At 50.7% G+C, this 21,905-nt stretch carries 27 protein-coding genes; 19 read left to right on the forward strand and 8 right to left on the reverse strand.

Annotated features, from left to right (window positions below; genetic code table 11):
* Nucleotides 1–20 precede the first annotated feature (20 nt).
* Together coaD and rsmD are read right to left on the reverse strand one after the other, a co-directional pair.
* Nucleotides 21–500: a pantetheine-phosphate adenylyltransferase gene (coaD, locus tag WC359_02115; GenBank protein ID MFA5399225.1), complete on the reverse strand. Its 480-nt coding sequence runs from the start codon at nucleotides 498–500 to the stop codon at nucleotides 21–23.
* On the reverse strand, nucleotides 497–1,051 hold the full coding sequence (gene rsmD / locus WC359_02120) for a 16S rRNA (guanine(966)-N(2))-methyltransferase RsmD (GenBank protein ID MFA5399226.1): 555 nt from the start codon (nucleotides 1,049–1,051) through the stop codon (nucleotides 497–499). The genes coaD and rsmD overlap by 4 nt, the downstream gene beginning before the upstream one ends.
* Before the next feature lie 175 nt (nucleotides 1,052–1,226).
* Between rsmD and ndhC the strand changes: the two genes are divergently transcribed.
* From ndhC to WC359_02185, 13 genes are all read left to right on the forward strand, one after another.
* Nucleotides 1,227–1,598: an NADH-quinone oxidoreductase subunit A gene (ndhC, locus tag WC359_02125; protein ID MFA5399227.1), complete on the forward strand. Its 372-nt coding sequence runs from the start codon at nucleotides 1,227–1,229 to the stop codon at nucleotides 1,596–1,598.
* A 53-nt stretch (nucleotides 1,599–1,651) separates the two neighbouring features.
* Nucleotides 1,652–2,194, forward strand: a complete 543-nt coding sequence (locus tag WC359_02130; protein ID MFA5399228.1) for an NADH-quinone oxidoreductase subunit B family protein — start codon at nucleotides 1,652–1,654, stop codon at nucleotides 2,192–2,194.
* 20 nt (nucleotides 2,195–2,214) lie between these two features.
* A complete protein-coding gene (locus WC359_02135) occupies nucleotides 2,215–2,655 on the forward strand; it encodes an NADH-quinone oxidoreductase subunit C (GenBank protein ID MFA5399229.1) in 441 nt (146 codons plus the stop codon).
* Nucleotide 2,656: 1 nt separating this feature from the next.
* Entirely contained in the window at nucleotides 2,657–3,763 is a 1,107-nt protein-coding gene (locus WC359_02140) for an NADH-quinone oxidoreductase subunit D (protein MFA5399230.1), read from the forward strand.
* On the forward strand, nucleotides 3,763–4,875 hold the full coding sequence (nuoH, locus tag WC359_02145) for an NADH-quinone oxidoreductase subunit NuoH (protein ID MFA5399231.1): 1,113 nt from the start codon (nucleotides 3,763–3,765) through the stop codon (nucleotides 4,873–4,875). Before WC359_02140 ends, nuoH begins: the two co-directional genes overlap by 1 nt.
* Complete coding sequence (locus WC359_02150; GenBank protein ID MFA5399232.1) at nucleotides 4,865–5,410, forward strand: NADH-quinone oxidoreductase subunit I; 546 nt, start codon at nucleotides 4,865–4,867, stop codon at nucleotides 5,408–5,410. Before nuoH ends, WC359_02150 begins: the two co-directional genes overlap by 11 nt.
* Nucleotides 5,403–5,888: an NADH-quinone oxidoreductase subunit J gene (locus WC359_02155; protein MFA5399233.1), complete on the forward strand. Its 486-nt coding sequence runs from the start codon at nucleotides 5,403–5,405 to the stop codon at nucleotides 5,886–5,888. Before WC359_02150 ends, WC359_02155 begins: the two co-directional genes overlap by 8 nt.
* The gene (gene nuoK / locus WC359_02160; GenBank protein MFA5399234.1) at nucleotides 5,885–6,202 is read left to right on the forward strand and encodes an NADH-quinone oxidoreductase subunit NuoK; all 318 of its coding nucleotides are present in this window, start codon (nucleotides 5,885–5,887) and stop codon (nucleotides 6,200–6,202) included. The genes WC359_02155 and nuoK overlap by 4 nt, the downstream gene beginning before the upstream one ends.
* 4 nt (nucleotides 6,203–6,206) lie before the next feature.
* Complete coding sequence (locus WC359_02165) at nucleotides 6,207–6,401, forward strand: hypothetical protein (GenBank protein MFA5399235.1); 195 nt, start codon at nucleotides 6,207–6,209, stop codon at nucleotides 6,399–6,401.
* A complete protein-coding gene (nuoL, locus tag WC359_02170) occupies nucleotides 6,401–8,323 on the forward strand; it encodes an NADH-quinone oxidoreductase subunit L (GenBank protein ID MFA5399236.1) in 1,923 nt (640 codons plus the stop codon). The genes WC359_02165 and nuoL overlap by 1 nt, the downstream gene beginning before the upstream one ends.
* A gap of 5 nt (nucleotides 8,324–8,328) precedes the next feature.
* Entirely contained in the window at nucleotides 8,329–9,822 is a 1,494-nt protein-coding gene (locus WC359_02175; protein MFA5399237.1) for an NADH-quinone oxidoreductase subunit M, read from the forward strand.
* Between the two features lie 35 nt (nucleotides 9,823–9,857).
* The gene (locus tag WC359_02180; GenBank protein ID MFA5399238.1) at nucleotides 9,858–11,321 is read left to right on the forward strand and encodes an NADH-quinone oxidoreductase subunit N; all 1,464 of its coding nucleotides are present in this window, start codon (nucleotides 9,858–9,860) and stop codon (nucleotides 11,319–11,321) included.
* Between the two features lie 634 nt (nucleotides 11,322–11,955).
* Complete coding sequence (locus WC359_02185) at nucleotides 11,956–12,555, forward strand: hypothetical protein (protein MFA5399239.1); 600 nt, start codon at nucleotides 11,956–11,958, stop codon at nucleotides 12,553–12,555.
* On the opposite strand, the gene WC359_02190 is transcribed toward WC359_02185, so the two are convergent.
* Complete coding sequence (locus WC359_02190; protein MFA5399240.1) at nucleotides 12,556–13,224, reverse strand: hypothetical protein; 669 nt, start codon at nucleotides 13,222–13,224, stop codon at nucleotides 12,556–12,558. It abuts the gene before it with no gap.
* 397 nt (nucleotides 13,225–13,621) lie between these two features.
* Between WC359_02190 and WC359_02195 the strand changes: the two genes are divergently transcribed.
* The 4 genes from WC359_02195 (at nucleotide 13,622) to WC359_02210 (ending at nucleotide 16,057) form a co-directional block, all read left to right on the forward strand.
* On the forward strand, nucleotides 13,622–13,966 hold the full coding sequence (locus tag WC359_02195) for a hypothetical protein (GenBank protein MFA5399241.1): 345 nt from the start codon (nucleotides 13,622–13,624) through the stop codon (nucleotides 13,964–13,966).
* A 269-nt stretch (nucleotides 13,967–14,235) separates the two neighbouring features.
* Nucleotides 14,236–15,060 carry an NAD(+)/NADH kinase gene (locus WC359_02200; GenBank protein ID MFA5399242.1) on the forward strand — a complete coding sequence of 275 codons (825 nt, stop codon included), beginning with the start codon at nucleotides 14,236–14,238 and terminating at the stop codon, nucleotides 15,058–15,060.
* Nucleotides 15,057–15,521: an N-acetyltransferase gene (locus tag WC359_02205; protein ID MFA5399243.1), complete on the forward strand. Its 465-nt coding sequence runs from the start codon at nucleotides 15,057–15,059 to the stop codon at nucleotides 15,519–15,521. The genes WC359_02200 and WC359_02205 overlap by 4 nt, the downstream gene beginning before the upstream one ends.
* Complete coding sequence (locus WC359_02210) at nucleotides 15,521–16,057, forward strand: NUDIX hydrolase (protein MFA5399244.1); 537 nt, start codon at nucleotides 15,521–15,523, stop codon at nucleotides 16,055–16,057. The genes WC359_02205 and WC359_02210 overlap by 1 nt, the downstream gene beginning before the upstream one ends.
* Here WC359_02210 and WC359_02215 read toward each other — a convergent pair.
* The 5 genes from WC359_02215 to WC359_02235 are packed head-to-tail and all read right to left on the reverse strand — an operon-like array spanning nucleotide 16,054 to nucleotide 20,374.
* Nucleotides 16,054–16,608: a FumA C-terminus/TtdB family hydratase beta subunit gene (locus tag WC359_02215; GenBank protein ID MFA5399245.1), complete on the reverse strand. Its 555-nt coding sequence runs from the start codon at nucleotides 16,606–16,608 to the stop codon at nucleotides 16,054–16,056. The two genes, WC359_02210 and WC359_02215, sit on opposite strands and share 4 nt — an antisense overlap.
* Nucleotides 16,609–16,610: 2 nt before the next feature.
* Entirely contained in the window at nucleotides 16,611–17,456 is an 846-nt protein-coding gene (locus WC359_02220) for a fumarate hydratase (GenBank protein MFA5399246.1), read from the reverse strand.
* A 47-nt stretch (nucleotides 17,457–17,503) separates the two neighbouring features.
* On the reverse strand, nucleotides 17,504–18,586 hold the full coding sequence (locus tag WC359_02225) for an isocitrate/isopropylmalate dehydrogenase family protein (protein ID MFA5399247.1): 1,083 nt from the start codon (nucleotides 18,584–18,586) through the stop codon (nucleotides 17,504–17,506).
* A gap of 28 nt (nucleotides 18,587–18,614) precedes the next feature.
* Nucleotides 18,615–19,109, reverse strand: coding sequence for a 3-isopropylmalate dehydratase small subunit (locus WC359_02230; GenBank protein MFA5399248.1), 495 nt, complete (start codon nucleotides 19,107–19,109; stop codon nucleotides 18,615–18,617).
* Nucleotides 19,110–19,120: 11 nt separating this feature from the next.
* Entirely contained in the window at nucleotides 19,121–20,374 is a 1,254-nt protein-coding gene (locus tag WC359_02235; GenBank protein MFA5399249.1) for a 3-isopropylmalate dehydratase large subunit, read from the reverse strand.
* Between the two features lie 197 nt (nucleotides 20,375–20,571).
* Here WC359_02235 and folP point away from each other — a divergent pair, with 197 nt between their 5' ends.
* Nucleotides 20,572–21,405 carry a dihydropteroate synthase gene (gene folP, locus WC359_02240; GenBank protein ID MFA5399250.1) on the forward strand — a complete coding sequence of 278 codons (834 nt, stop codon included), beginning with the start codon at nucleotides 20,572–20,574 and terminating at the stop codon, nucleotides 21,403–21,405.
* Nucleotides 21,402–21,905 carry a 2-amino-4-hydroxy-6-hydroxymethyldihydropteridine diphosphokinase gene (folK, locus tag WC359_02245; protein ID MFA5399251.1) on the forward strand — a complete coding sequence of 168 codons (504 nt, stop codon included), beginning with the start codon at nucleotides 21,402–21,404 and terminating at the stop codon, nucleotides 21,903–21,905. Before folP ends, folK begins: the two co-directional genes overlap by 4 nt.

A 21,905-nucleotide genomic window follows, 5' to 3' on the forward strand; every position in this document is an offset into this window, starting at 1 on the left:
TTTCGCTTTGATTGAATACCTCAGGACAGCAGCTTCTTCTTCAGGGCGGCGCTGACGTGCGCGGGCATCATATCGTCAAGGTTGCCGCCAAGATTGATTATCTCCTTTAACAAGCTTGAGCTGAGAAACTGGTAACGAAGATTTGCCATAAAGCATACAAGCTCGATATCTGGCGCCAGCTTCTTGTTCATCAGCGCCATCTCAAATTCGCGCTCGAAATCCGAGCTGGCTCTCAGGCCCCTGACCAGCACCTGTGCTCCCGCTTTCCGGGCAAACTCCACCGTTATACCCGAGTAGGACGTCACCTGTACGTTCTTAAAGTCAACCACCGCTTTGCGGGCCAGGTCCACCCTTTCCTCGGCGTTAAAGAGCAGCGATTTTAAAGGTATGTCATATACACCGATTATCAACTTCTCGAATATGGACGACGCCCTCTTCACGATATCGAGGTGACCGTTGGTTATGGGATCAAAGCTGCCCGGGTAGAACGCTGTAGTCAAGATGTGGCCTCCTTCTGGTATATTGAAATACAGGTATCACCATACCTTTTCTCTTTAATCTTCAACATGTCATCATACCTTGCTTCGAGAGCCGAGCGTGCCGCGTGAGACGTAGTAACCAGCGTTTCGCTCGATACCAGCCTGGATTTGCTTAACTGGGTCAGTAGATCACCCAGGCAGGTGTCGGCGTAGGGCGGGTCTAAAAACACCAGGTCGTATCCTGTTTCCAGGAAACTAATAGCTTTCATCACCGGGCAACAGTATACATGAGCCCTGTCAATAAATCCCGTTTTTGTTAGGTTCTGCTTTATGACCTGGCAGCACCTGTTGTTCTGATCGACAAAATCGACCCATCCCATCCCACGGCTCAGCGCTTCGAGACCCAGCGCACCACTGCCCGAGAAAAGATCAAGTCCTCTCTCCCATCCCGTTGACATAGCAGTCAGCATGGAAAAAATGGCCTCACGTACCTTATCGGTGGTCGGCCTGACCAACAGGCCGGGAAGGGTTTTAATAATCTGGCCCCTGGCGGAGCCTCCAGTAATACGCATTTTGGCTGATGTTAAACGGCCGCGACCGATGAAATAATGGTAATCCGAGGCCTAATTATAATACTGTACATCGTACGTAAGTCAAACTCGGCAGGCAACGGTTTACCGAACTTTGACATCGTTTTATGAATTGTAATATACTATCCAACGGTTTTTGAGAGGAGAACTTCACAAAGTGCTGGAACAGTACGGCTACGTCGGAATTCTACTCATAGTCGCCATTCTATTCACCATTACTATCCCTATGCTTCCGATGTTGTTGAAGAGGATAGGCCTCATCCCCAGCAAGAATAACCCTACCAAGATTCAGCAATATGAATGCGGTATGCAGACGGTAGGCAAGACGCGGGTACAGTATAACTTCCGATACTATTTCTTTGCAGTGCTATTCGTGCTATTCGATATGCTGACCATTTTCCTCTATCCGTGGGCGGTTAATGTCAAAGATCTTGGAGCTGGCGGGCTTGTTGCGGTGGGTATAATACTGATTTTGCTGACAGTCGGATATATATATGCCTGGCGCAAAGGGGCCCTGCAGTGGAAATAATAAGACCTGATGTATCCACTCCTCAGGAAGCCGACCTGGCAGATGGCAAGCTCATCAACTCCTTCGTGGAAACCTGCACCAGCCAGTATCCGGATCCGGATAAATGGCTGGACGAGGAGATCCGTCGTAATGTACTGCTGACCACCGTGGATGCTGCAGTCGCATGGGCAAGGCAACGCTCCATCTTCCCCTTAATTTTCGGAACGGCTTGCTGCGCATTTGAGATGATTGCGGCATCCGGTCCCCGCTTCGATCTATCCCGTTTCGGCATGGACATTATCCGCTTTTCGCCGCGCCAGGCAGATGTGATGCTCATAACAGGTACGATAACCTGGAAAATGGCTACAGCAGCCAGAATGATCTACGACCAGATGCCCGAACCCAAGTGGGTCATCGCAGTCGGCGCCTGCGCTATCAGCGGAGGCACCTTCAGGGAATCCTACAGTGTTGTCCCGGGCGTCAACCACATCATGCCCGTTGATGTATATGTGCCTGGCTGCCCGCCCAGACCGGAAGCCATGATCCATGGCATCAACAGGCTGCATGCCAAGATAGTCAAAGGGACTATAGACAATCCCAATTTGGCATTGAAGTAAGAGACAGGTAGTAGTATTACATGACAGTCGCCGTTAATACTGAAGAAACCGGTAAAAAGATAGAGGAAGCGATTCCGGGTTCCGTTGTTTCCAGCGATAAGGGATCGCTCACCGTCGACAGCAAAGCACTGGCACAGGTGTCTGAGTTCCTCAAGAATTCACCGGGATTGGAGTTTGATTACCTGACTGTTCTGACTGCTGTGGACTACCTCAACTATTTCGAGGTAATTTACCGGCTGGTCTCCCTGAGAAATAACCAGAGTCTGATCTTGAAGACATGTGCCTATGGCAGGGAGAATCCTACAGTCCCATCGGTCACCGGTACATGGCGCGCGGCTTATTACCAGGAACGCGAGGTATTCGACTTATTGGGCATCAAGTTCGAGGGGCATCCCGACCTGAGAAGGCTTCTTCTCTGGGAGGGCTTCAACGGACATCCTCTGCGGAGGGATTACCTGTAAAATGCCTATCAAGACAGAGCAATTCTATCTGAATGTCGGCCCTCAGCATCCGTCCACGCACGGTGTTTTCCGTTTAAGGTTGTCTTTGGATGGCGAAGTGGTCACCGATGTCGAGCCCATAATTGGTTACCTGCACCGAGGAATAGAGAAGCTGGCCGAAAGCCGCACTTATACTCAGATTATTCCATTGACCGACAGGCTGGATTACCTGGCCTCGATGACGGACAACGTAGCTTACTGCCTGGCCGTGGAAAAATTGGCTGGAATCAAGGTCCCGGAGCGTGCCGAGTATATCAGGGTGATTTTCTCCGAGCTGATGCGCATCTCCAGCCATATGATGGCCGTCGGCTTCTATATGAACGACTGCGGCGCCTTCTTCACTCCCGTGCTTTACATGTGGCGTGAAAGAGAGAAGATCATAGACCTTTTCGATATGGTCTGCGGACAAAGGCTGCTGTATAACTATATGCGGGTAGGCGGAGTCAGCCAGGATATCCCGGACGAATTCCTTCCTGCGATTAAGAAGTTTGTGGCGGAAATGCCGCGATATATCGGGGAATACAATCAGCTGATCAAGCAGAATGAGATATTCTTAGCCCGCAGCAAGGGAGTGGGCATATTACCTAAGGAGACTGCCGTCAATATCGGCGCCAGCGGCCCGGTTCTGCGCGCCAGCGGCGTTAAATGGGACATCCGCAAGATGGACCCCTATTCTATCTATGACAGGTTTGATTTTGAAGTGCCGACCGGCGACGTCGGTGATTGCTATGACAGGTACTGGGTACGCATACAGGAGATGACTCAGAGCCTGCGTATCATCGAACAGGCAATCAGTCAGATGCCGGCGAAAGGGCCGGTATGCGCGGATGTGCCCCAGTTTTTCAGGCCTCCGCCGGGTGAAACATACGGTTATATTGAAGCTCCCAAAGGCAATCTGGGTTTCTATATAGTAAGCGATGGATCGATAGCGCCGTACAGGCTGCATATTTATCCTCCTACATTGATTAACATTACAGCGCTGAAAGATATGATGATCGGGTGGAAAGTGGCCGATTTAATCATTATTTTCGGCAGCATGGATGTCGTTCTGGGAGAAATAGACCGCTGATGACACTGCTCGATCAGTTTCAACTAATACTTAAAACTGCCGGCTGGCCGGACTGGGCGGTTTACCTCACGCCGGCTATCGTGGGCGTACTTATCATAATTGTTTTTGTGCTCACCGTCGTCATCGTATTCATCTGGTGGGAACGACGACTGATAAGCCGGTTCCAGATCAGGCTGGGCCCCAACCGCTGCGGTCCCGAAGGTATTCTTCAACCGATCGCTACTGCCGTCAAGATCCTTCTCAAAGAGGATATTGTGCCGGAGAAAGCAGATAAGCTGATACATTTTATTGCGCCCATCACTGTATTCGTACCTATACTGCTGATTTTTGCGGTTGTGCCGTTTGGGGATGGCGCTATCCTGGTAGACCTGAACGTGGGCATCATCTATGTCATCGCTATCAGCTCGATATCGGTGATCGGCATTTTCATGGCCGCCTGGGGATCGGGTAACAAGTACTCCTATATATCCGGCATGCGCAGCATCGCCCAGATGGTTAGCTATGAGATACCGGTCGTGTTATCCATCGTCGGTATCGCCCTGGTGACAGGCTCTTTCTCAATGCTCAAGATTGTTGAGGCGCAGAGCATACCGTTTATATTGTTACAGCCGCTGGGATTCCTTATCTTCTTCCTCGGTTCCCTGGCGGAAATGAACAGGTCACCCTTCGACTTGTTGGAAGCTGATTCCGAGATAGTCGCAGGCTACCATATCGAGTATTCAGGCATGAAATTTGCCATGTTCTATTTAGGTGAATACGGCGTGGCGCTGGCATACTCGGGCATCATCACCACACTTTTCCTCAGCGGTTGGCAGGGCCCGCTGCTGCCGCCGGTCCTGTGGTTTATTATCAAGGTCATGCTGGTATTCAGCGCGATCATCTGGATGCGAGCCACTCTACCCAGGCTGAGGGTCGACCAGTTGATGTCGTTTGCCTGGAAGTTCCTTCTGCCCATGGCGGTCATCAATCTGGTGATGGTTGCCATAGAGGTGCTGGTATTGCCGGCGGGATTGCAATGGGTGATGGTTATACTGAACTTCGGACTGGCCGCTGTCCTCATCCTGCTCTGGTCCAAGCTATTTACCCTAGGAGGTGGCAGGGTTGAAGTTTGAGCGCTACGGCATCGGCATAGTTAAAGGGATGGCGTTAACCCTGAAGCACCTCTTCAGGGCGCCTATCACCGTTCAGTACCCTGATGAGAAACTGAGTATATCGCGCAGGACACGTGGAAATGAGCTGGTCTGGTTTCCGGAAAAATGTACCGGGTGCGGAACTTGTACCAAAGCCTGCCTGCAGGGCAATATCATACTGGTAACTCACCGGGGCGAGGAAAGTAAATTCATCGTTGATAAGTTCGAGCTCGATTCAGGCCGCTGCATATTCTGCGGGCTATGTGTGGAATCGTGTCCTTACAATGCGCTGGCCATGGGTCTGAACTATGAATGCGCCAAGTACAGTCGCAAAGACCTGGTCTTGAGCAAAGAGAAGCTGTCTGTCTCGAATGATCACCAGCCAAGCGCATATTTCAGGCCGCAGTTCGATGACCAGCTACCCGAGCAGAGCCTGCTGCTCTATAACCGCGAAAAGGGCGGTCAGAAACTGAATTTCCTGCCTTTGAGCAAACGAAAGAGGGGTTCCGGTGCTTGAGATAGTATTCGCCCTCCTGACAATTATAGCGGTGGCATCGGCCGTAGCCGTGATCATGGTGCGCGATGTCTTTCGTGCTGCTCTGTGCCTTATACTGCTTTTCATGACAGTTGCAGGCGTTTACCTGCTGCTGCACGCGGATTTCCTGGCCATTGTACAGATACTTGTATATGTGGGGGCCATCTCTATTCTTATTATCGTTGCCGTCATGCTCACCAGGGACGCCAGGCAGGGGCCGCCACTGGGCAACCTGAAATACCCGGCAGCTATCGTGACGATACTGCTTCTGGGAGTTGTCGCTTTCGGGATTATCAATACTGCGTTCGTCATGCCGGACATCGCACCCCTTCAGGAGACCATCAAGCCTCTTGGGAAGGCGCTCTTCGGGGATAGCGGTTACCTTCTGACCATGGAAATTGCGGTCGTGATGCTGTTGTCAGCAATACTCGGAGCAATCGCGGTGATCAGGGAGAAATGATGTTTAGCGCAGGATTGGACCAGTACCTGATTCTATCGGCCGTGCTCTTCTGTATAGGTCTCTTCGGAGTCATCACGCAGCGGAACGTGATTAAGGTCATTATGTGTGTGGAAATCATGCTGAACGCCGTGAATATTGCTTTAATAGCCTTCTCGCAATATATCACGCCGGTGACGTTGACCGGTCAGATTTTCGCCATCTTTGTCATGGTGGTAGCGGCTGCGGAAGTAGCTGTGGGGATCGCCATCATTTTCACTGTTTACAGGAACCGCGAAAGCGTGGATATCGAAAATTTCAATATCTTAAAATGGTAATGATATGTGGGTTCAAGTTAAAAGCGCACCAAATCTGATGATAGCCGAGATGTGGAAGGAATTCTTCGAAGGTGAAGGCATCCCCACCAGGCTGTTGCCCGATTCCGATAAGCTGGAGATCAGCGAGTCGGTCCCGTACAGGGTATACGTATCAAAGGAGCGGGTACATGTCGTCGAGGAGGTCTTAAGGAAACTATAATGCCGACACAGGTTCCCTGGCTTATTTTCTTAATACCGTTTATATCTTTCCTGTTGATCGGGCTGGTGCTCAGGCCGTTCCTGAACAAGAAGCCGTTAATAGGAGGATATGTCACCATCGGGGCAGTCGGTATATCTTTTGCTCTGTCGCTGTGGTTGCTTAGTGCGGTTATTGCTGCGCCGGGACATGTGCTGCCCGTGGACGATATCGAGTGGGCCCTGATTGGAAGTCTGAGCATACATATCGGCGTCCTGGTGGATTCTCTGACCGCAGTAATGGTAATAGTGGTCACCTTTGTCAGCCTGATGGTGCAGATTTACTCTCAGGGCTATATGAAGGGTGACGCCGGATACCTCAGATATTATGCTTTCATGTCCCTTTTCACCGCCTGCATGCTGGGCCTGGTACTGGCCGACAACATACTATTTATGTTTGTGTTCTGGGAAGGTGTCGGTCTGGGATCGTATTTGTTGATCGGATTCTGGTTCCATAAACCATCAGCGGCCAATGCTGCCAAGAAAGCGTTTATCGTAACCCGGTTGGGAGATTTCGGCTTCCTGGCTGCCATCCTGGTTCTTTATGCACAGACCGGCACATTTGATACCGAGACGCTGTACAAGATCGTCGCGACCGGTGCGCTGGCCGGGACCACGCTGACCTGGGTGGCTATAGGCATTTTCTCCGGCGCAGCGGGTAAATCTGCCCAGTTCCCCTTGCATGTCTGGCTGCCCGATGCTATGGAGGGCCCCACTCCGGTGAGCGCCCTCATACATGCCGCTACCATGGTAGCAGCCGGTGTATTCCTGGTTGCCCGCTTTTACCCCATGTTTGAGCAGTCACAGGAGGCCATGCTGGTGGTAGCTGTCATCGGGGCTTTTACAGCGATATTCGCCGCCAGTATCGGCCTGGTCATGAACGATATTAAGCGCGTACTGGCGTATTCCACTATCAGCCAGCTCGGCTTTATGATGGTGGGCCTGGGTGTTGGCAGTGTAGCTATAGGCATCTTCCACCTTTTCACGCATGCCTTCTTCAAGGCGCTGCTGTTCCTGGGGTCCGGTAGCGTAAACCACGGCACCGGCACCTTCGACATGAGGCTGATGGGCGGGCTGCGCAAGGCCATGCCCTGGACTTATATTACCTTCGTTATAGGCGCCCTCAGTCTGGCAGGAATCTGGCCGCTGGCCGGTTTCTGGAGCAAAGATGAGATCGTGCTTGCGGTTTTCGAAAAGCAGCCGATACTGTTCGTCCTGATAATCATAACCGTTTTCATGACGGCTTTTTATATGTTCAGGGCGATATTCATGACCTTCCATGGCGAGTACAGGGGTGGAGCCCAACCTGAGCATGGCGGACACGGCGACGCGCATTCCCACGGGCCTCATGAGTCTCCCATGGTCATGGTTATTCCGCTGGTCATACTGGCTATCCTGGCCGTCTGTGCCGGCTGGTTTAACGTCACGGGACTTTTCAACCAGTTTATGGGCGAAGGTGAAGGACACGGGGTTGGTTTTATTGAGGGTTTCTTTGGAACGCTCGCCCATCCGCTGCCGTTGATATCGCTGGTTATTGCATTACTCGGCATTTTGCTGGCCTATGCTATGTACTGCGCCAAATGGATCTCACCTGAAAAGATCGGGAATGCGTTTAAACCTATTTACATAATGTTGTCGCGCAAATACTGGATGGACGAGCTCTACGAAAACGTTATCGTAAAGACTATTTTATATAACGGCATCTTCAAATGGATGGCTATGTTTGATACGAGCGTAGTTGACGGTACGGTGAACGGAGCCGCGCAGGGCACTGCCGCTGCGGGAGGAATGCTCCGTAAATTACAGACCGGACAGACGCAGTTGTATGTAATATCAATTGCCATCGGCGCTATTGCCATAGTCGCCTGTTTATATTTATTCAGCTGAGGTAAATGGCTTTGAATCTGAATTTGTTGAGCTGGATCGTCTTTCTGCCGGTAATCGGCTTGATCGTCATTGCCCTTATACCCAGGCCCGGTCAGAAAACGGTCAAGTGGATTGCCCTGGCTGCGGCCATGGCCTCATTTATATTGTCTATTGCAGTCTTCATCATGTTCGACAGGTCCGAGTCCGCCATCGGGCAGATGCAGTTCGTCGAGAAAGTATCCTGGATACCGGCCATCAATTCGTTCTACCATCTGGGCGTGGACGGCCTGAGCCTGCCCCTGGTCATACTCATGACCTTCCTGGGTGTGGTATCGGTACTCGTTTCCTGGAAAATACAGCTTAATCCAAAGCAGTATTTCATCTGGATACTGTTGCTGGAGACAAGCATACTGGGCGTCTTCTGCTCGCTGGACCTTATCCTCTTCTTCCTATTCTGGGAGCTGGAATTGATTCCGATGTTCTTCCTTATATCCATCTGGGGAAGCGGGCGCAAGGAATACGCCGCATACAAGTATCTTATCTATACGCTGGTTGGAAGCGCATTCATGCTGGCGGGCATACTGTGTGTATATTTCATTACACATACCTTTGATATGACGGCCCTGGCCGGCATTCAGATCGCTTCATCTTTCATACCGCTGACGGCGCTGTTCTTCCTGTTGATCGTTGGATTCGCCATCAAACTGCCGGTTTTCCCGCTGCATACATGGCTGCCGGATGCTCACACCAATGCACCGACAGCGGCCAGCGTCATCCTGGCCGGCGCTTTGCTTAAAATGGGCGGTTACGGAATGATTCGCTTATGCGTCAGCATGCTGCCGCAGGTAGCGGTACAGTACGCCCCCTTCATGCTCACGCTGGCTGTCATAGGCGTGATCTATGGGGCGGCTGTCACCATCAGGCAGACCGATCTCAAGAGGCTCATTGCCTACAGCAGCGTCAGCCATATGGGCTACGTGCTGCTGGGCATCTTTGCGCTCGACCAGGTCAGCCTGGTAGGCGCCAGCTTTCAAATGTTCAGCCACGGGGTAATCACCGGTCTGCTCTTCGCCATGGTGGGATTGGTTTACGATAAGACACACACCCGGGATCTCAATAACCTGAGCGGTCTGGCCCGCCAGATGCCGGTAATAGTGGTTGTTTTCAGTATCGCCGGTCTGGCTTCACTGGGGCTCCCCGGCACCGTCGGGTTCGCAGCCGAGTTTATAACGTTCGCCGGAAGCTTCGCCAGCACTGCAGTCGCCGGCATGCCGGTATTTACACTGATAGCGGTGCTGGGCATCGTAGTTACGTCCGGTTATATCCTCTGGATGCTGCAAAGGGTTTTCTACGGTTACCCTCTGGATAAATATAACGGTGTGGGTGATGCCGACGCAGTCGAGATGGTAAGCACATTCTCGTTTGTGGCGGTTATCATGGCAGTGGGTATCTACCCCGCCGTGCTGACCAATGTAATTAGTATGGGGATAGCACCTATTGCCAAGCTGATAGGTATGTAAATATATAGCCTTGCGGACGGTTAAGACAGATGATAATGGATCAGATTAAATATATAGCGCCGGAGTTAAGCCTGCTGTGCTTTGCTCTGATTATCATCATGGTTGACCTTTTCATCTCTAATAAGAAGGCGCTTGCCATCCTCGCAGTCGCCGGGGCGCTGGTATCGGCTTTCTTTGTGCTGATGCTGTGGAACGGGCAGGCCGCGGAAGCCTTCTATCGCACTATTGCGATCGATCAGTTCGGCCTCTTTTTCAAGCTGCTGATACTGGCGGCAACGGCGCTGGTGATACTGGCATCGAATGGATACGTCGCCAAGTTTGAAAGGTTTCAGGGCGAGTTCTACGCCTTACTCATGCTTTCTGCCGTCGGCCTGATGTTGCTCGTCTCGGCAATAAACCTTATTACTATCTTTGTTGCGCTGGAGTTGAGCAGCATCTCTCTCTACGTGCTTGTCAGCTTCCTTAAGGACAAGAAATCCAGTGAAGCGGGTTTGAAATACCTCATCCTCGGATCGGTAGCCTCCGCCATACTGCTTTACGGCATGGCACTGGTATTCGGCATGACCGGCAATACCTGCCTTACCTGCATCGCCGATTATATCAAAGGTATGCCGGGCACAAGCCTGCTGCAGACACCGGCCCTGCTGGTGGGCCTTATCCTGATCATAACAGGATTCGGCTTCAAGATAGCCAGCGTGCCTTTCCAGATGTGGGTGCCCGATGTATACGAGGGCGCGCCGACCCCAATCACCGCTTACCTTTCTGTGGCCAGCAAAGCGGCTGGATTCGCGGTTATATCGCGCATCCTTTTGACAGCTTTCGGGGTACCTGAATGGCTGCATAACGATTGGGCCATGATCATCGCAGTGCTGGCCGCCGTTACCATGACGGTAGGCAATATAACCGCGCTGCTCCAGACCAATATAAAGAGAATGCTGGGGTATTCCAGCATTGCACAGGCCGGGTACCTCATGGTGGGTCTGGCTGCCATGGGTATGGGATCGCAGGTGGACGGCAACGTGCGCAGCGGACTGTTATTCTTCTTGCTCAGCTATACGTTGACCAACCTGGGCGCCTTCATTGCTATCATCGCCATCTCCAATAAGATCAACAGCGATCAAATCGATGACTTTACAGGCATGGGCAAACGCGCCCCCCTGCTGGCCGTCGCCCTTACGATTTGTATGGTGTCTCTCACCGGACTCCCGCCCACCGCCGGTCTGATAGCCAAGATCTACATATTCAGCGGCGCCGTCGACCAGGGCCTGCTGTGGCTGGTCATCATCGCGGTGATCAACAGCTGCATCTCCGCCTTCTACTATTTCAAGGTGGTTAAAGTCATGTGGATGGGCGAACCGGCCTCTGCGGATAAGGTGACGTCATCCTGGCCCGAGTGGCTGGCTATCGCGCTGTGCTGCATTTCCGTAGTTGTCATCGGCGTGCTCCCCGGAGCCTTCATCGCTCTGACACAGAGTGCCTCTGCGCTGTTTGGAATTTAACCGGCGCCGACCTGTTAGTCACTGCGTGATCGTTGCATGCCATTGTACGTACCATAGCGTTTAATATCAGCACTGCCACAGTATGTACATGTGATTACTTTAATATTTATACACATTTTAACTCCACCTTTTCCCTTTACAGCTAAACGTAAACTATCTGTATATAGTTATAGATAACTGTTTTAACGATGGGCTGTAGTGATATACTACAAAGAGCGTTACGTGATTGTGAATGGTGAGATACAGGGTAGGTTACTAAGGAACTAAGATGGACGAAATATCAGTTGCTGATCTGATCAATATGTTATTAGACGAAGACCAAGGTGCTTATCAAGTACATGTTGATATTATTAAATCAATTTTTGAAAAGGAATATGAATCTATTGTTAGTCTGTTCACCGTAATATCTGGAATTGGATCAGGAATAGTAATCGCCCTATTAACATCTCCGTTCTTTACAAGTCAATATTTAATGGAAATATTAATATGTTGGATATTACCGATAGTTCTCATTATATTTATTCCAGCACTAATAAGAATTTATTATATGTTGCAGGAGTCGAAGCGTAAATACCTAAAGATATTTCGTACCTATAATTATCTTAAACTGCTTTTGCGTTAACGAGATCATACGATGACTACAGGCGATTTAATAGGCACACTAATTTTAATAATCTCAGTAGTATTTATTGTGATTTCAGCCATACCTATTGCTAGATACATATATTTTAAGTGCACATATGAAAAAAGAAAGAATAAAATTTCAAGAATGGTCATAACTACACAATTCGAAATTTCAGAAATGATCGAGAAGTACGGCAGAGAAGACTCTACAAAATTGCGTTATGTTTTAAGTAATTTTGCCAAAATACCAGCAACTTACATCCTTGAGAATCAAGCTCTCCAAAAAATAGTGCAGAGCTTATTAATTGGATTAAAGAAGCTGAAGGTAGCATGTATTGAATTTGAACTTTATGATTACATACCTGTTTCTGATCCTGATCAACCAGAAATCAAATATATGATACAACTTCTTAAGCCCCCTGCTAAAACTGTTGTTGCTGAAAAAATTGAGTCACACAAGTTAAGTGATCAGCAAATCGAGGAAAGCAAACATAGGTCACAGAAAAGACTTGATGAGGATACACGGAACGTTGGGTATCAGCGTGGTGAGTTGAAGGAAAATGAGGATGGCTCTTGGTCAATTGCTTGGGGTGGTAAATACCCCCTGTAACTAATATTTATCGGCCAGTTTCTGTAAAGCCGATAAGACTGCTAAAAAATCTCTGTACTTCTGTGTGGAATAGGTATATACGGTAGTGTTCACATTGGGTATCTTATCTCCGAGCACCTTCTCAATCTCTGAGGCTGGAATACCCCAACTAAGGAGTGTCTGAAACGAGGTCTCGCCTGTTACAATATGCTTGTTGGTCGATGATGTTTCTTCATGGACATTAATACTGAAAATATGGCTTATATCTTTACCTTGATAAGCATTGTATTCATCTTGTTTCAGATGTTGGAAAGTTATAGATTTTTCTTTCAATACGTTTATTTCGGGTTGATTCCACTGTACCGTTGTAGTATCTCTAAAACTCCCTTTTTCATATAAATCAACCACGTAATTTTTACCTGGAACTACATTACTGGTTGGTTTTAGTTCCACATATAAACAGTATGCTGCCGGATAACATATGCTACTCGCATACATACGGCTAACAGTTGCGATTTGAGGAGAAAATGGTAGTTTTGGTTGCTGAACTTTAGCAACTGAATCTTGAAATAAATCCGTGGTTTTGCTTTTTATGTCTGCACTGATGTTATCACAGGCAACCAGCAGTAATATGGCTATAAATATAAAAAATAATGCAACAGGATTAATCACATTAGTAGTGTTTCTCATTACAGATACCTCCACCGCCTTTGTAGGATTAAGTCTATCATAGTAACAATTATCATATCAATTGATTGTAAGCGTCCCTTCAGCTTTGCTTCCACAAAAGGGCGGTTAAGCGGCTACTGTTAAAAGCTTTGCCTGTAGCATTGGCTCCATAATCATCGAAAGATACAATTATTCTAGGCCTTGTTCAATGATTTGTTGCTCATACAATTTCCCTTCTTAGATACTTTTCAAGAAACGACAATATCCGCTTCTGAAATATCTTTTTACATAATCTTGTTGCACATGGATCTTTGGTCGACACTTCAATAGAAGTCCAATATGTTTCTGAACTGTAGGCTATGTTTTTCTTATAATTGGAGAGGTTGATATAATTCTTATAAGATTTTGGAGGTGGATTATGCCTGTGGAAAGAAGGTGGTACGCATTTACCCGTGAAAATGTTGAAAAACTGCCTAAAAATAAAATAGGGGCATACATATTGGCTGATAACAATAAAGCAATGCTCCGTACTGGCAGCAGTGGCAGCTGGAATGTAGGAATTAGGGGCAGATTAATATCGCATATCATTCATAAAACCTGTCCTACGGCTAAGTACTTTAAGTTTGCATATGCCGATTCTGCCAAGGAAGCACGTGATATGGAAACAGATGCATTCAATAAATATTTACGTAAAAATCCTAAAATGCTAGTACATAACAAACGCATCCCTCGTAAGAAAGACGACTTTTTGCAGCTGCCGTAGAGCTTATTTATTAATACGGATCACCTTTCTGTTCTTACAAAAAGGGGCTGTGCCTGCATCACGTGCTGCCTGCAAAAAGTAACTTGTCCATTATCCATTCCGCTGGCCTTTCGCACATGTGGCCGTTGCCGAGTTACATTTGACGAGTTTGCATCTTTGCATCCCTGTTTTATTAATTTGGTGGCTTAAAGCAGCCTATAAACAATAAGCTGACGTTATTACTCTGTCATATTTGACACTGCCGGAAGCTTCTGATAGTCTGCTACTCTGTGAAAAGAATAGGCATTTTATATCATCCCAAGGTTGAGAAATCCGAACGTTTCGCCCGCGATATAGCAGAATTCCTCAAATCTAAAGGCATGCAATGCTGGATACACTCATCCTGGGACGAGGGTGAAGCCGGGAAAGCGCTGGCAGGATCCGACCTTGTTATCAGCGTCGGGGGCGACGGCACCATACTGCGCGCTGCACGAATAATCTATCCGCAGGAAATACCCATACTGGGCGTAAATTTCGGCAATCTGGGATTTATGACCGAGCTGGAGGCAGGCGAAGCACGGGATAAGCTGATTGAGATCATCGGCGGTGCGGGCTGGATCGAGCAGAGAACAGTTCTGAAAGCTGTAGTCAAATCCTCAGGGAATACCTATCATGCCCTCAACGATGTGGTGATTGGGCGGGGCAGGTTCCTGCGCCTGATAAACGTCGAAGTGGCTATTGATGGAGAGGTGTTCACTACCTATCGTGCCGATGCCGTTATTATCTCCACCGCCACCGGCAGCACGAGCTACTCTCTGGCTGCCAACGGGCCCATCCTATACCCGGACTCGAGAGATATGCTTATTAAAGCTGTTTGCCCGCATCTAAGCATGGATAAGGCTATAGTGCTGGCGCCCTCAACTAAAATATCGCTGAAGGCCTTTACCAATCATGAAGCGATGATAAGCGTGGACGGCCAGGTAGAGGAGCAATTGAAAAGCGGTGATGAAGTCGAAGTATGCCTGGCCGAGCAGACCTCGCGGTTTCTACGCCTGAGGCCGAGAGGTAGCTTTTACAGGACACTCGTATCTAAATTGAAAGGAAAATCATTATGAAAGTTGAAAAAGCGACAATAGGCGATGTAAAGAAGATGCACGAGCTGGTCAATAAATTCGCCGGCAAGGGCGAAATGCTGCCGCGTGCCCTCAGTGAGATGTACGAAAATCTGCGGGACTTCTTTGTCATACGCGACAGCAACGGCAATGTTGTGGCCTGCGTTGCCCTGCATATCAGTTGGGCCGACCTGGCTGAAGTGAAGGCGCTGGCCGTACATGAGAACAAGCATAAGAAAGGTATGGGGGCGGCGCTCATCAAGTCCTGTGTGCAGGAAGCCCGGTCGCTGGGCATCCCGAAGATTTTTTGCTTGACCTACAAGCCCGGTTTTTTCCAGAAGCAGGGCTTTAAAATGGTAGAAAAGATGGATCTGCCGAGAAAAATCTGGGCCGAATGCTACAGCTGCCCCAAGTTTCCCGACTGCGACGAGGTGGCGCTTGTGCTGGACGTAGCGGTGGACTGATGAGCAAGGAGAAGTTGCTCTCGTCCAAAACGATTTTCGAGGGCCGGGCGGTTAAGCTGATCCAGAGCACAGTCGAGAAAAGTAAAGGCGAAGTCGTTGTCCGTGAGATCGTTGAGCACAGGGACGCCATCGCTGCCGTGGTGCCTGATGGACGTGGCAACGTGTTAATGGTGTGCCAGTTCAGGGTGCCTACAGGTAAAGACCTGCTGGAGATCCCCGCCGGCGTGGTGGAGGACGGAGAGAGCCCGGAAGAGTGTGTCAGGCGCGAACTGCAGGAGGAGATAGGCTGCGTTCCGCGCAAAATTATTAGGCTGGGAGGATTCTACCCGGCGCCCGGTTATTGTACCGAATATATCCATGTTTTCCTGGCCGCAGAACTGAAGAAGAGCCGGCTGGTGGCCGAGGACACCGACGAGATCGAGGTTGTGAAAGTGCCTGTTGCCAGAATAGTCGGCATGATAGACAAAGGCGAAATCTGCGATGCCAAGAGCATTGCCGGCCTTCTGCTATATTTATCGATGGCGCAGGCCGACTAGATTCTTCTGTGCGCGGCCCGGCCGCTGTCGTAAAGGTCCCCGCCATAGATGTCGTTTATCACGACGGCAGGGAAGTCCTCGACCGCCAGACGGTATACGGCCTCTGCTCCCAGCTCAGGGTAAGCTACTGGTTTTATTCTTTTAATTGAGCGAGAAAGCAGGGCACCGGCGCCACCGATGGCAGCCAGGTAAATAGCCCGGCTTTTCAGCATCTTTTTTTTCACTACTTCAGACCTTCTGCCCTTGCCTATCATGCACTTCAATCCATGCTCGAGCAACAGCGGAGTGTATTTATCCATACGGCTGCTGGTGGTCGGGCCTGCCGAGCCGACGATACGGCCGGGACGGGCAGGTGTAGGTCCCGTGTAATAAATGGTCTGACCGTCCAGGTCAAATGGCAGATCCTTTCCGGCGGTTAAGGTCTCGGCCATTATTCTGTGCGATGCATCTCGCGCGGTAAGCATAATGCCTGATAATAGCACTCTGTCACCGCATTTCAATGACCTGATATCCTTATCCGAGACGGGCAGCGTTATGCGTTTTATTCGCATATCTAAAGCACCGCTTCCCTGTGCCGCGAGCACCAGCACTGCATATTAACCGCCACTGGCATGCTGGCTATATGGGAAGGGAAAACCTCGATATGCACGGCCAGGGCTGTTACGCTGCCGCCGTATCCCATCGGCCCGATGCCCAGCATATTTACATCCGCCAGAATTCGCTGCTCCAGTTTCTTTATCTCCGGATCCGCGTTATGCGAACCTGTTCTGCGCAACAGAGCTTTCTTGCCCAGCAGCATAGTATGCTCGGTAGTTCCGCCTATGCCGATACCGAGTATGAGAGGGGGACAAGCGTTGCTGCCGCATTCATCAACCAGGCGGACCACATATTCTATTATGCCTGCATGACCCAGGCAGGGCGGCATAACCGTTAGCCTGGAGCAGTTCTCCGCGCCGCCCCCCTTGGGCAGAACGCAAATTCGCAGATTGTCGCCGGGCACGATCTCGGTATGTATCACGGCCGGAGTGTTGTCACCTGTATTCTTCCTGGCTGAGAAGGGCCTGTGCACCATTGATTTGCGCAGATAGCCCTTATCATATCCCTTTTTTACCCCTTGATTGATCGCTGCAGTTAGGTCGCCGCGGGTAATATGGACGTCCTGCCCGATCTCCAGGAAAACCACCGCCGTGCCCGTATCCTGACAGACAGGCAGAAGGTGATCCTCCGCCACATCTATATTCTCCAGGATGGATTTAATGGTCTCCCTGCCGAGAGGCGACTTTTCCGATCTGGCTGCGCGCTTCAATGAAGCAATAACGTCAGGGGGTAGATGGATGCAGGCGTCCTGGAAGAGTGATGCGATGGTCTCGGTAATGGCGCGGCACTGGATTATTCGCATAACAATATTAGAAAGGGGCCGGACAATATATCTCCGTGCTGATTATATTACTTTTTAAGCTTTTCTATCACTGCTTCCGCGACCTGGGACGTGCCTGCGCTGGGCTCGTTGCGATCCCTGCGCAGGTCGTAGGTAACGTTCTTTCCCTCGGCAATCACGGCGCTGATGGCGGCTTCCATCCTGTCGGCTGCAGAAGTTTCATCCAGGTATCTCAACATAAGCACGGCCGAGAGCATCTGCGCCATCGGGCTGACCTTGTTCAGTCCGGTATATTTTGGGGCGCTTCCATGAGTGGGCTCGAATATGGCCAGCCCATCGCCAATATTGGCGCCGGGAGCCAGACCAAGGCCGCCCACCAGTCCGGCGCACAGGTCCGAGATAATATCGCCGTAGAGGTTGGGAAGTACCAGCGTATCGAACCGCTGAGGATTGCGCACCAGCTGCATGCACAGCGCATCGACCAGAACCTCTTCATATTCTATCTCAGGATAGCCTTTTGCCACCTCTCTGGCTGTGGAGAGAAATAGTCCGTCGGTATATTTAAGTATATTGGCTTTGGTTACGGCAGATACCTTCTTGCGCCCGTATTTGCGGGCATAATCGAAGGCGTATTTAACGATGCGTCGAGACCCCTGCTCTGAGATGGTCTTTATACTGAATCCCGAATTTCTGTCCAGGCTGCCCTTGAAGCTTTGCATTATCAGATCATAAAGCTGTGAGGCTTCAGCAGTTCCCCTGGCGAACTCGATACCTATATAGAGGTCCTCCGTATTTTCCCTGACTATAACCAGGTCCACGTTCCGATACAATGTGGTTATGACACCGGGATAGCTCTTGCAGGGCCTGAGGCAGGCGTACAGGTCGAGCTGCTTGCGCAGGGCGACATTAACGCTGCGGAACCCCTTGCCGATGGGAGTGGTCACAGGTCCTTTCAAGGCGACTTTGTTTTTCCTGATGGATTCGAGAGTTGCCTCGGGCAGGGGTATGCCGTACTTCTCAACCGCGGCCTCGCCGACGGTATGTATCTCCCAGTCGAATTTGATGCCCGTAGCTTCCAGCACACTGACAGTGGCCCTGGTGATCTCAGGACCGATGCCGTCTCCCGGTATCAACGTTACGCGGTAAGTCATTTTACATATCCTCTATAGCGGTACTTATTTAGAGTTTAAGGTCGCCGTGTTTATTGATGTAGGGGATCAACCCGCCTTCGTTCAAGATACTCAACATGGCGGCCGGTATCCTGGTGAAGCTGTAACTTTCGTTCTTTGTGATATTGCGAATGATACCCTCGTCCAGGCTGATCTCGAGGTTATCGCCGTCGGCGATCTTATCGGTCGGGCATATCAATGCGGGCACGCCCTGGTTGATGGCGTTCCTGAAGAAGATACGTGCAAATGATTTAGCCAGAATAGCGCTCACACCTGCCATTTTTATCACCAGCGGTGCGTGTTCACGACTCGACCCGAGGCCGAAATTGGACCCGGCCACGATGAAATCACCGGGCTTGACGCGCTTGACGAAGTCGGGGTTGGCGTCTTCCATAGCATGCTTGGCCAACTCGGGCAGGTTGCTGCGCAGGTGAGCGTATTTACCGGCGATGATCAGGTCGGTGGATATAGCGTCGCCGAATTTAAACGCCCTGCCTTTGAGAATGGTCGCTCCCATTACGGCACCTCTCGTGGGTCGGTTATTCTGCCGGTCAGGGCCGACGTCGCGGCCGTAGCGGTGCTCGCCAGGTATATGAGCCCTTCGGGATTGCCCATACGGCCTTTGAAGTTGCGGTTGGCTGTGGAGAGGCAGATCTCTTTATCTCCCAACGCGCCCTGGTGCAGTCCCAGGCAGCCGGCGCACCCCGGAGGAAGTATGATGCCGCCGGACTCAACGATCGTTTGGAGATAACCGGCGTTGATAGACTCGGTATATATTTTTCGTGAGGCAGGGCAGACGATCAGCCTGACTCCTGCGTGTATCTTTTTATTTTTAAGTAACGAGGCTGCTTCAGCCATATCCTCCAGCCGTCCGTTGGTGCAGGTGCCGATGAACACCTGATCCACCTTGATATCTACCAGAGACCTGGCTATAGCCGTGTTATCTACTGTGTGCGGCCTGGCGACCATCGGCTCCAGACTATTAGCATCCACCTGGATGGTACGCTCGTAAACTGCATCGGAGTCTGCTGCTATGGGAGAGTATTCCTTTTCCCTGCCCTGTTTCTTCAGGTACTCCCGCGTGATACGGTCGGAAGGGAAGAGTCCGACCTTGGCCCCGGCTTCGATGGCCATATTCGAGATCGTCAGCCTTTGCCACATGGGCATAGAGTCCACTGTATTTCCGGTGAATTCCAGGGCCTTGTAGGTCGCGCCGTCCGCTCCGATCAATCCGATCAGGTACAGGATCAGGTCCTTGGCGCCTACGCCTTTGGAGAATTTCCCCGTCACCTCAATGCGGATCGTCTCGGGCACCCTGAACCAGGTCTTGCCCAGCGACATGGCCACCGCCACATCGCTCGATCCCATCCCGGTTGCGAAGGCGCCCATGGCGCCGGCGGTCACCGTGTGCGAATCGGCGCCAACGATAACGTCGCCCGGCCTGGCCAGCTTCTCGGCCACGATCTGGTGGCAGACGCCGCAGCCGGCATCGAATAGGAGACAACCCGTCTCGGCCGCGAATTCTCTGATAAAGATATGGTCGTTCGAAAGCTGCCGGCTGGGGCTGGGGCTGGCGTGGTCGATGAAAAGGGCTGTTCTTGCAGGTGAGGCCAGCGTCTGCTTCTTGCCCGATTTGAACTGCCTTATGGTGAGCGGACCTGTCGTGTCCTGCACGAATACCAGGTCCACAGCAGAGATGACTATATCACCTGCTCGCGCATCGCTGCCCGATTTGTTGCTTAATATCTTCTCACTGATTGTTTTGCCCATGTAAATGAACCCCGGAGTAACACGTTATGAAGATTGTCAGAGTGAACATTTTAACATAGTTTCCCCGCATTTGAGTAAAGACGCCGCACAGCGCCTGCGGGCAAATGATAAAATACATCTGTATGTATTAAGTGACCGGATGCACGTGAAGGTATTTCCGGCCTGTTTGTTCTATGGATGGTTGGAGAAAAGTCAGTATGGATTCATCGGCGATAACACGTTGCGGGAACAACCTGTTCAGGTGGGGTCAGCGCACCTACATCATGGGCATTATCAACCTGTCTCCCGATTCGTTTTCGGGTGATGGGTTTCAATCGCTGGACTCGGCCCGGCAGAGGGCGCTGCAGATGGTGGAGGAAGGCGCTGACATCATCGACGTCGGCGGGGAGTCTACCAGGCCGGATGCCGGCCCTGTATCTGCTGACGAGGAGATCAGGCGCGTCATACCTTTTATCAGCCGTATCGCGGGAAGCATTGGTGTACCTATCAGTGTCGATACCTACAAGTATGAAGTTGCAGTGCAGGCGTTGAATGCGGGGGCCTGCATGATTAACGATATCTCCGGCTCCAGCGTGGATTCCGGTATAGTCAGGCTGGCAGCTGAAAAACAGGTGCCTGTTGTATTGACCGGCAACCAAAGGGGTAAAAAGGTCACCGATATCCTCGAAGCAGTGATATCCCAGCTGAAGGATCTCATCGGTCGCTCAATTGACTGCGGTGTCAGGCCGGAAAATATAATAGTCGATCCGGGTGTAGGATTCGGCAAGACCGTGGAACAGAACCTGGAGATAGTCAGAAGACTGGATGAAATAAAGGCACTGGGATACCCGGTACTGCTGGGAACCTCCCGCAAGTCCTTCATTGCTGCGACCGTAGGCTCATCACAGGAGGAACGTTTCATGGGCACGGCTGCCTCGCTGGCTATTGGCATTACCCGGGGCGCCGACATAGTGAGGGTGCATGATGTCGGGCAGATGAAGCTGATCTGTCGCATGAGCGATGCCATCGTGGGAAGGGACACAGGAAAATGACCCTGGCATATATCGGCCTGGGTTCCAATCTTGGTGACAGGGAGGCCAATTTAAATACGGCTCTCAACATGCTCGCGCACAAAGTCCGTGTGATGGCTGTCTCCCCCATTTTTTTAACTGAACCAGAGAGATTCAAAGATCAACCCGATTTCCTGAACAGCGTGGCCTGTGTCGATACGGATTGCACTCCGGTAGAGTTATTGAGGATTATAAACGGGATAGAGGCGCAGATGGGAAGGGAGCGGCCATATTCCGGCGCGCCGCGCGTCATCGACATGGACCTGCTTTTTTTCGGAAAGGCTATAATTAGTCAGCCGGGTCTCGATGTGCCGCATCCTCGGCTGCACCTGCGGTCTTTCGTACTGGTGCCTATGGCGGAGATCGACCCCGATTTTGTTCATCCTACTTTACATAAAAGTGTGAAGGAACTGCTGTCGGAATTGAAGCCCGGTTACAGGATAGAGAAATGGGACAGTACTAAGGGGAGAGATAAGGACTGA

This window comes from Dehalococcoidia bacterium (genome assembly GCA_041653995.1).
Taxonomy (GTDB): domain Bacteria; phylum Chloroflexota; class Dehalococcoidia; order GIF9; family UBA5629; genus CAIMUM01.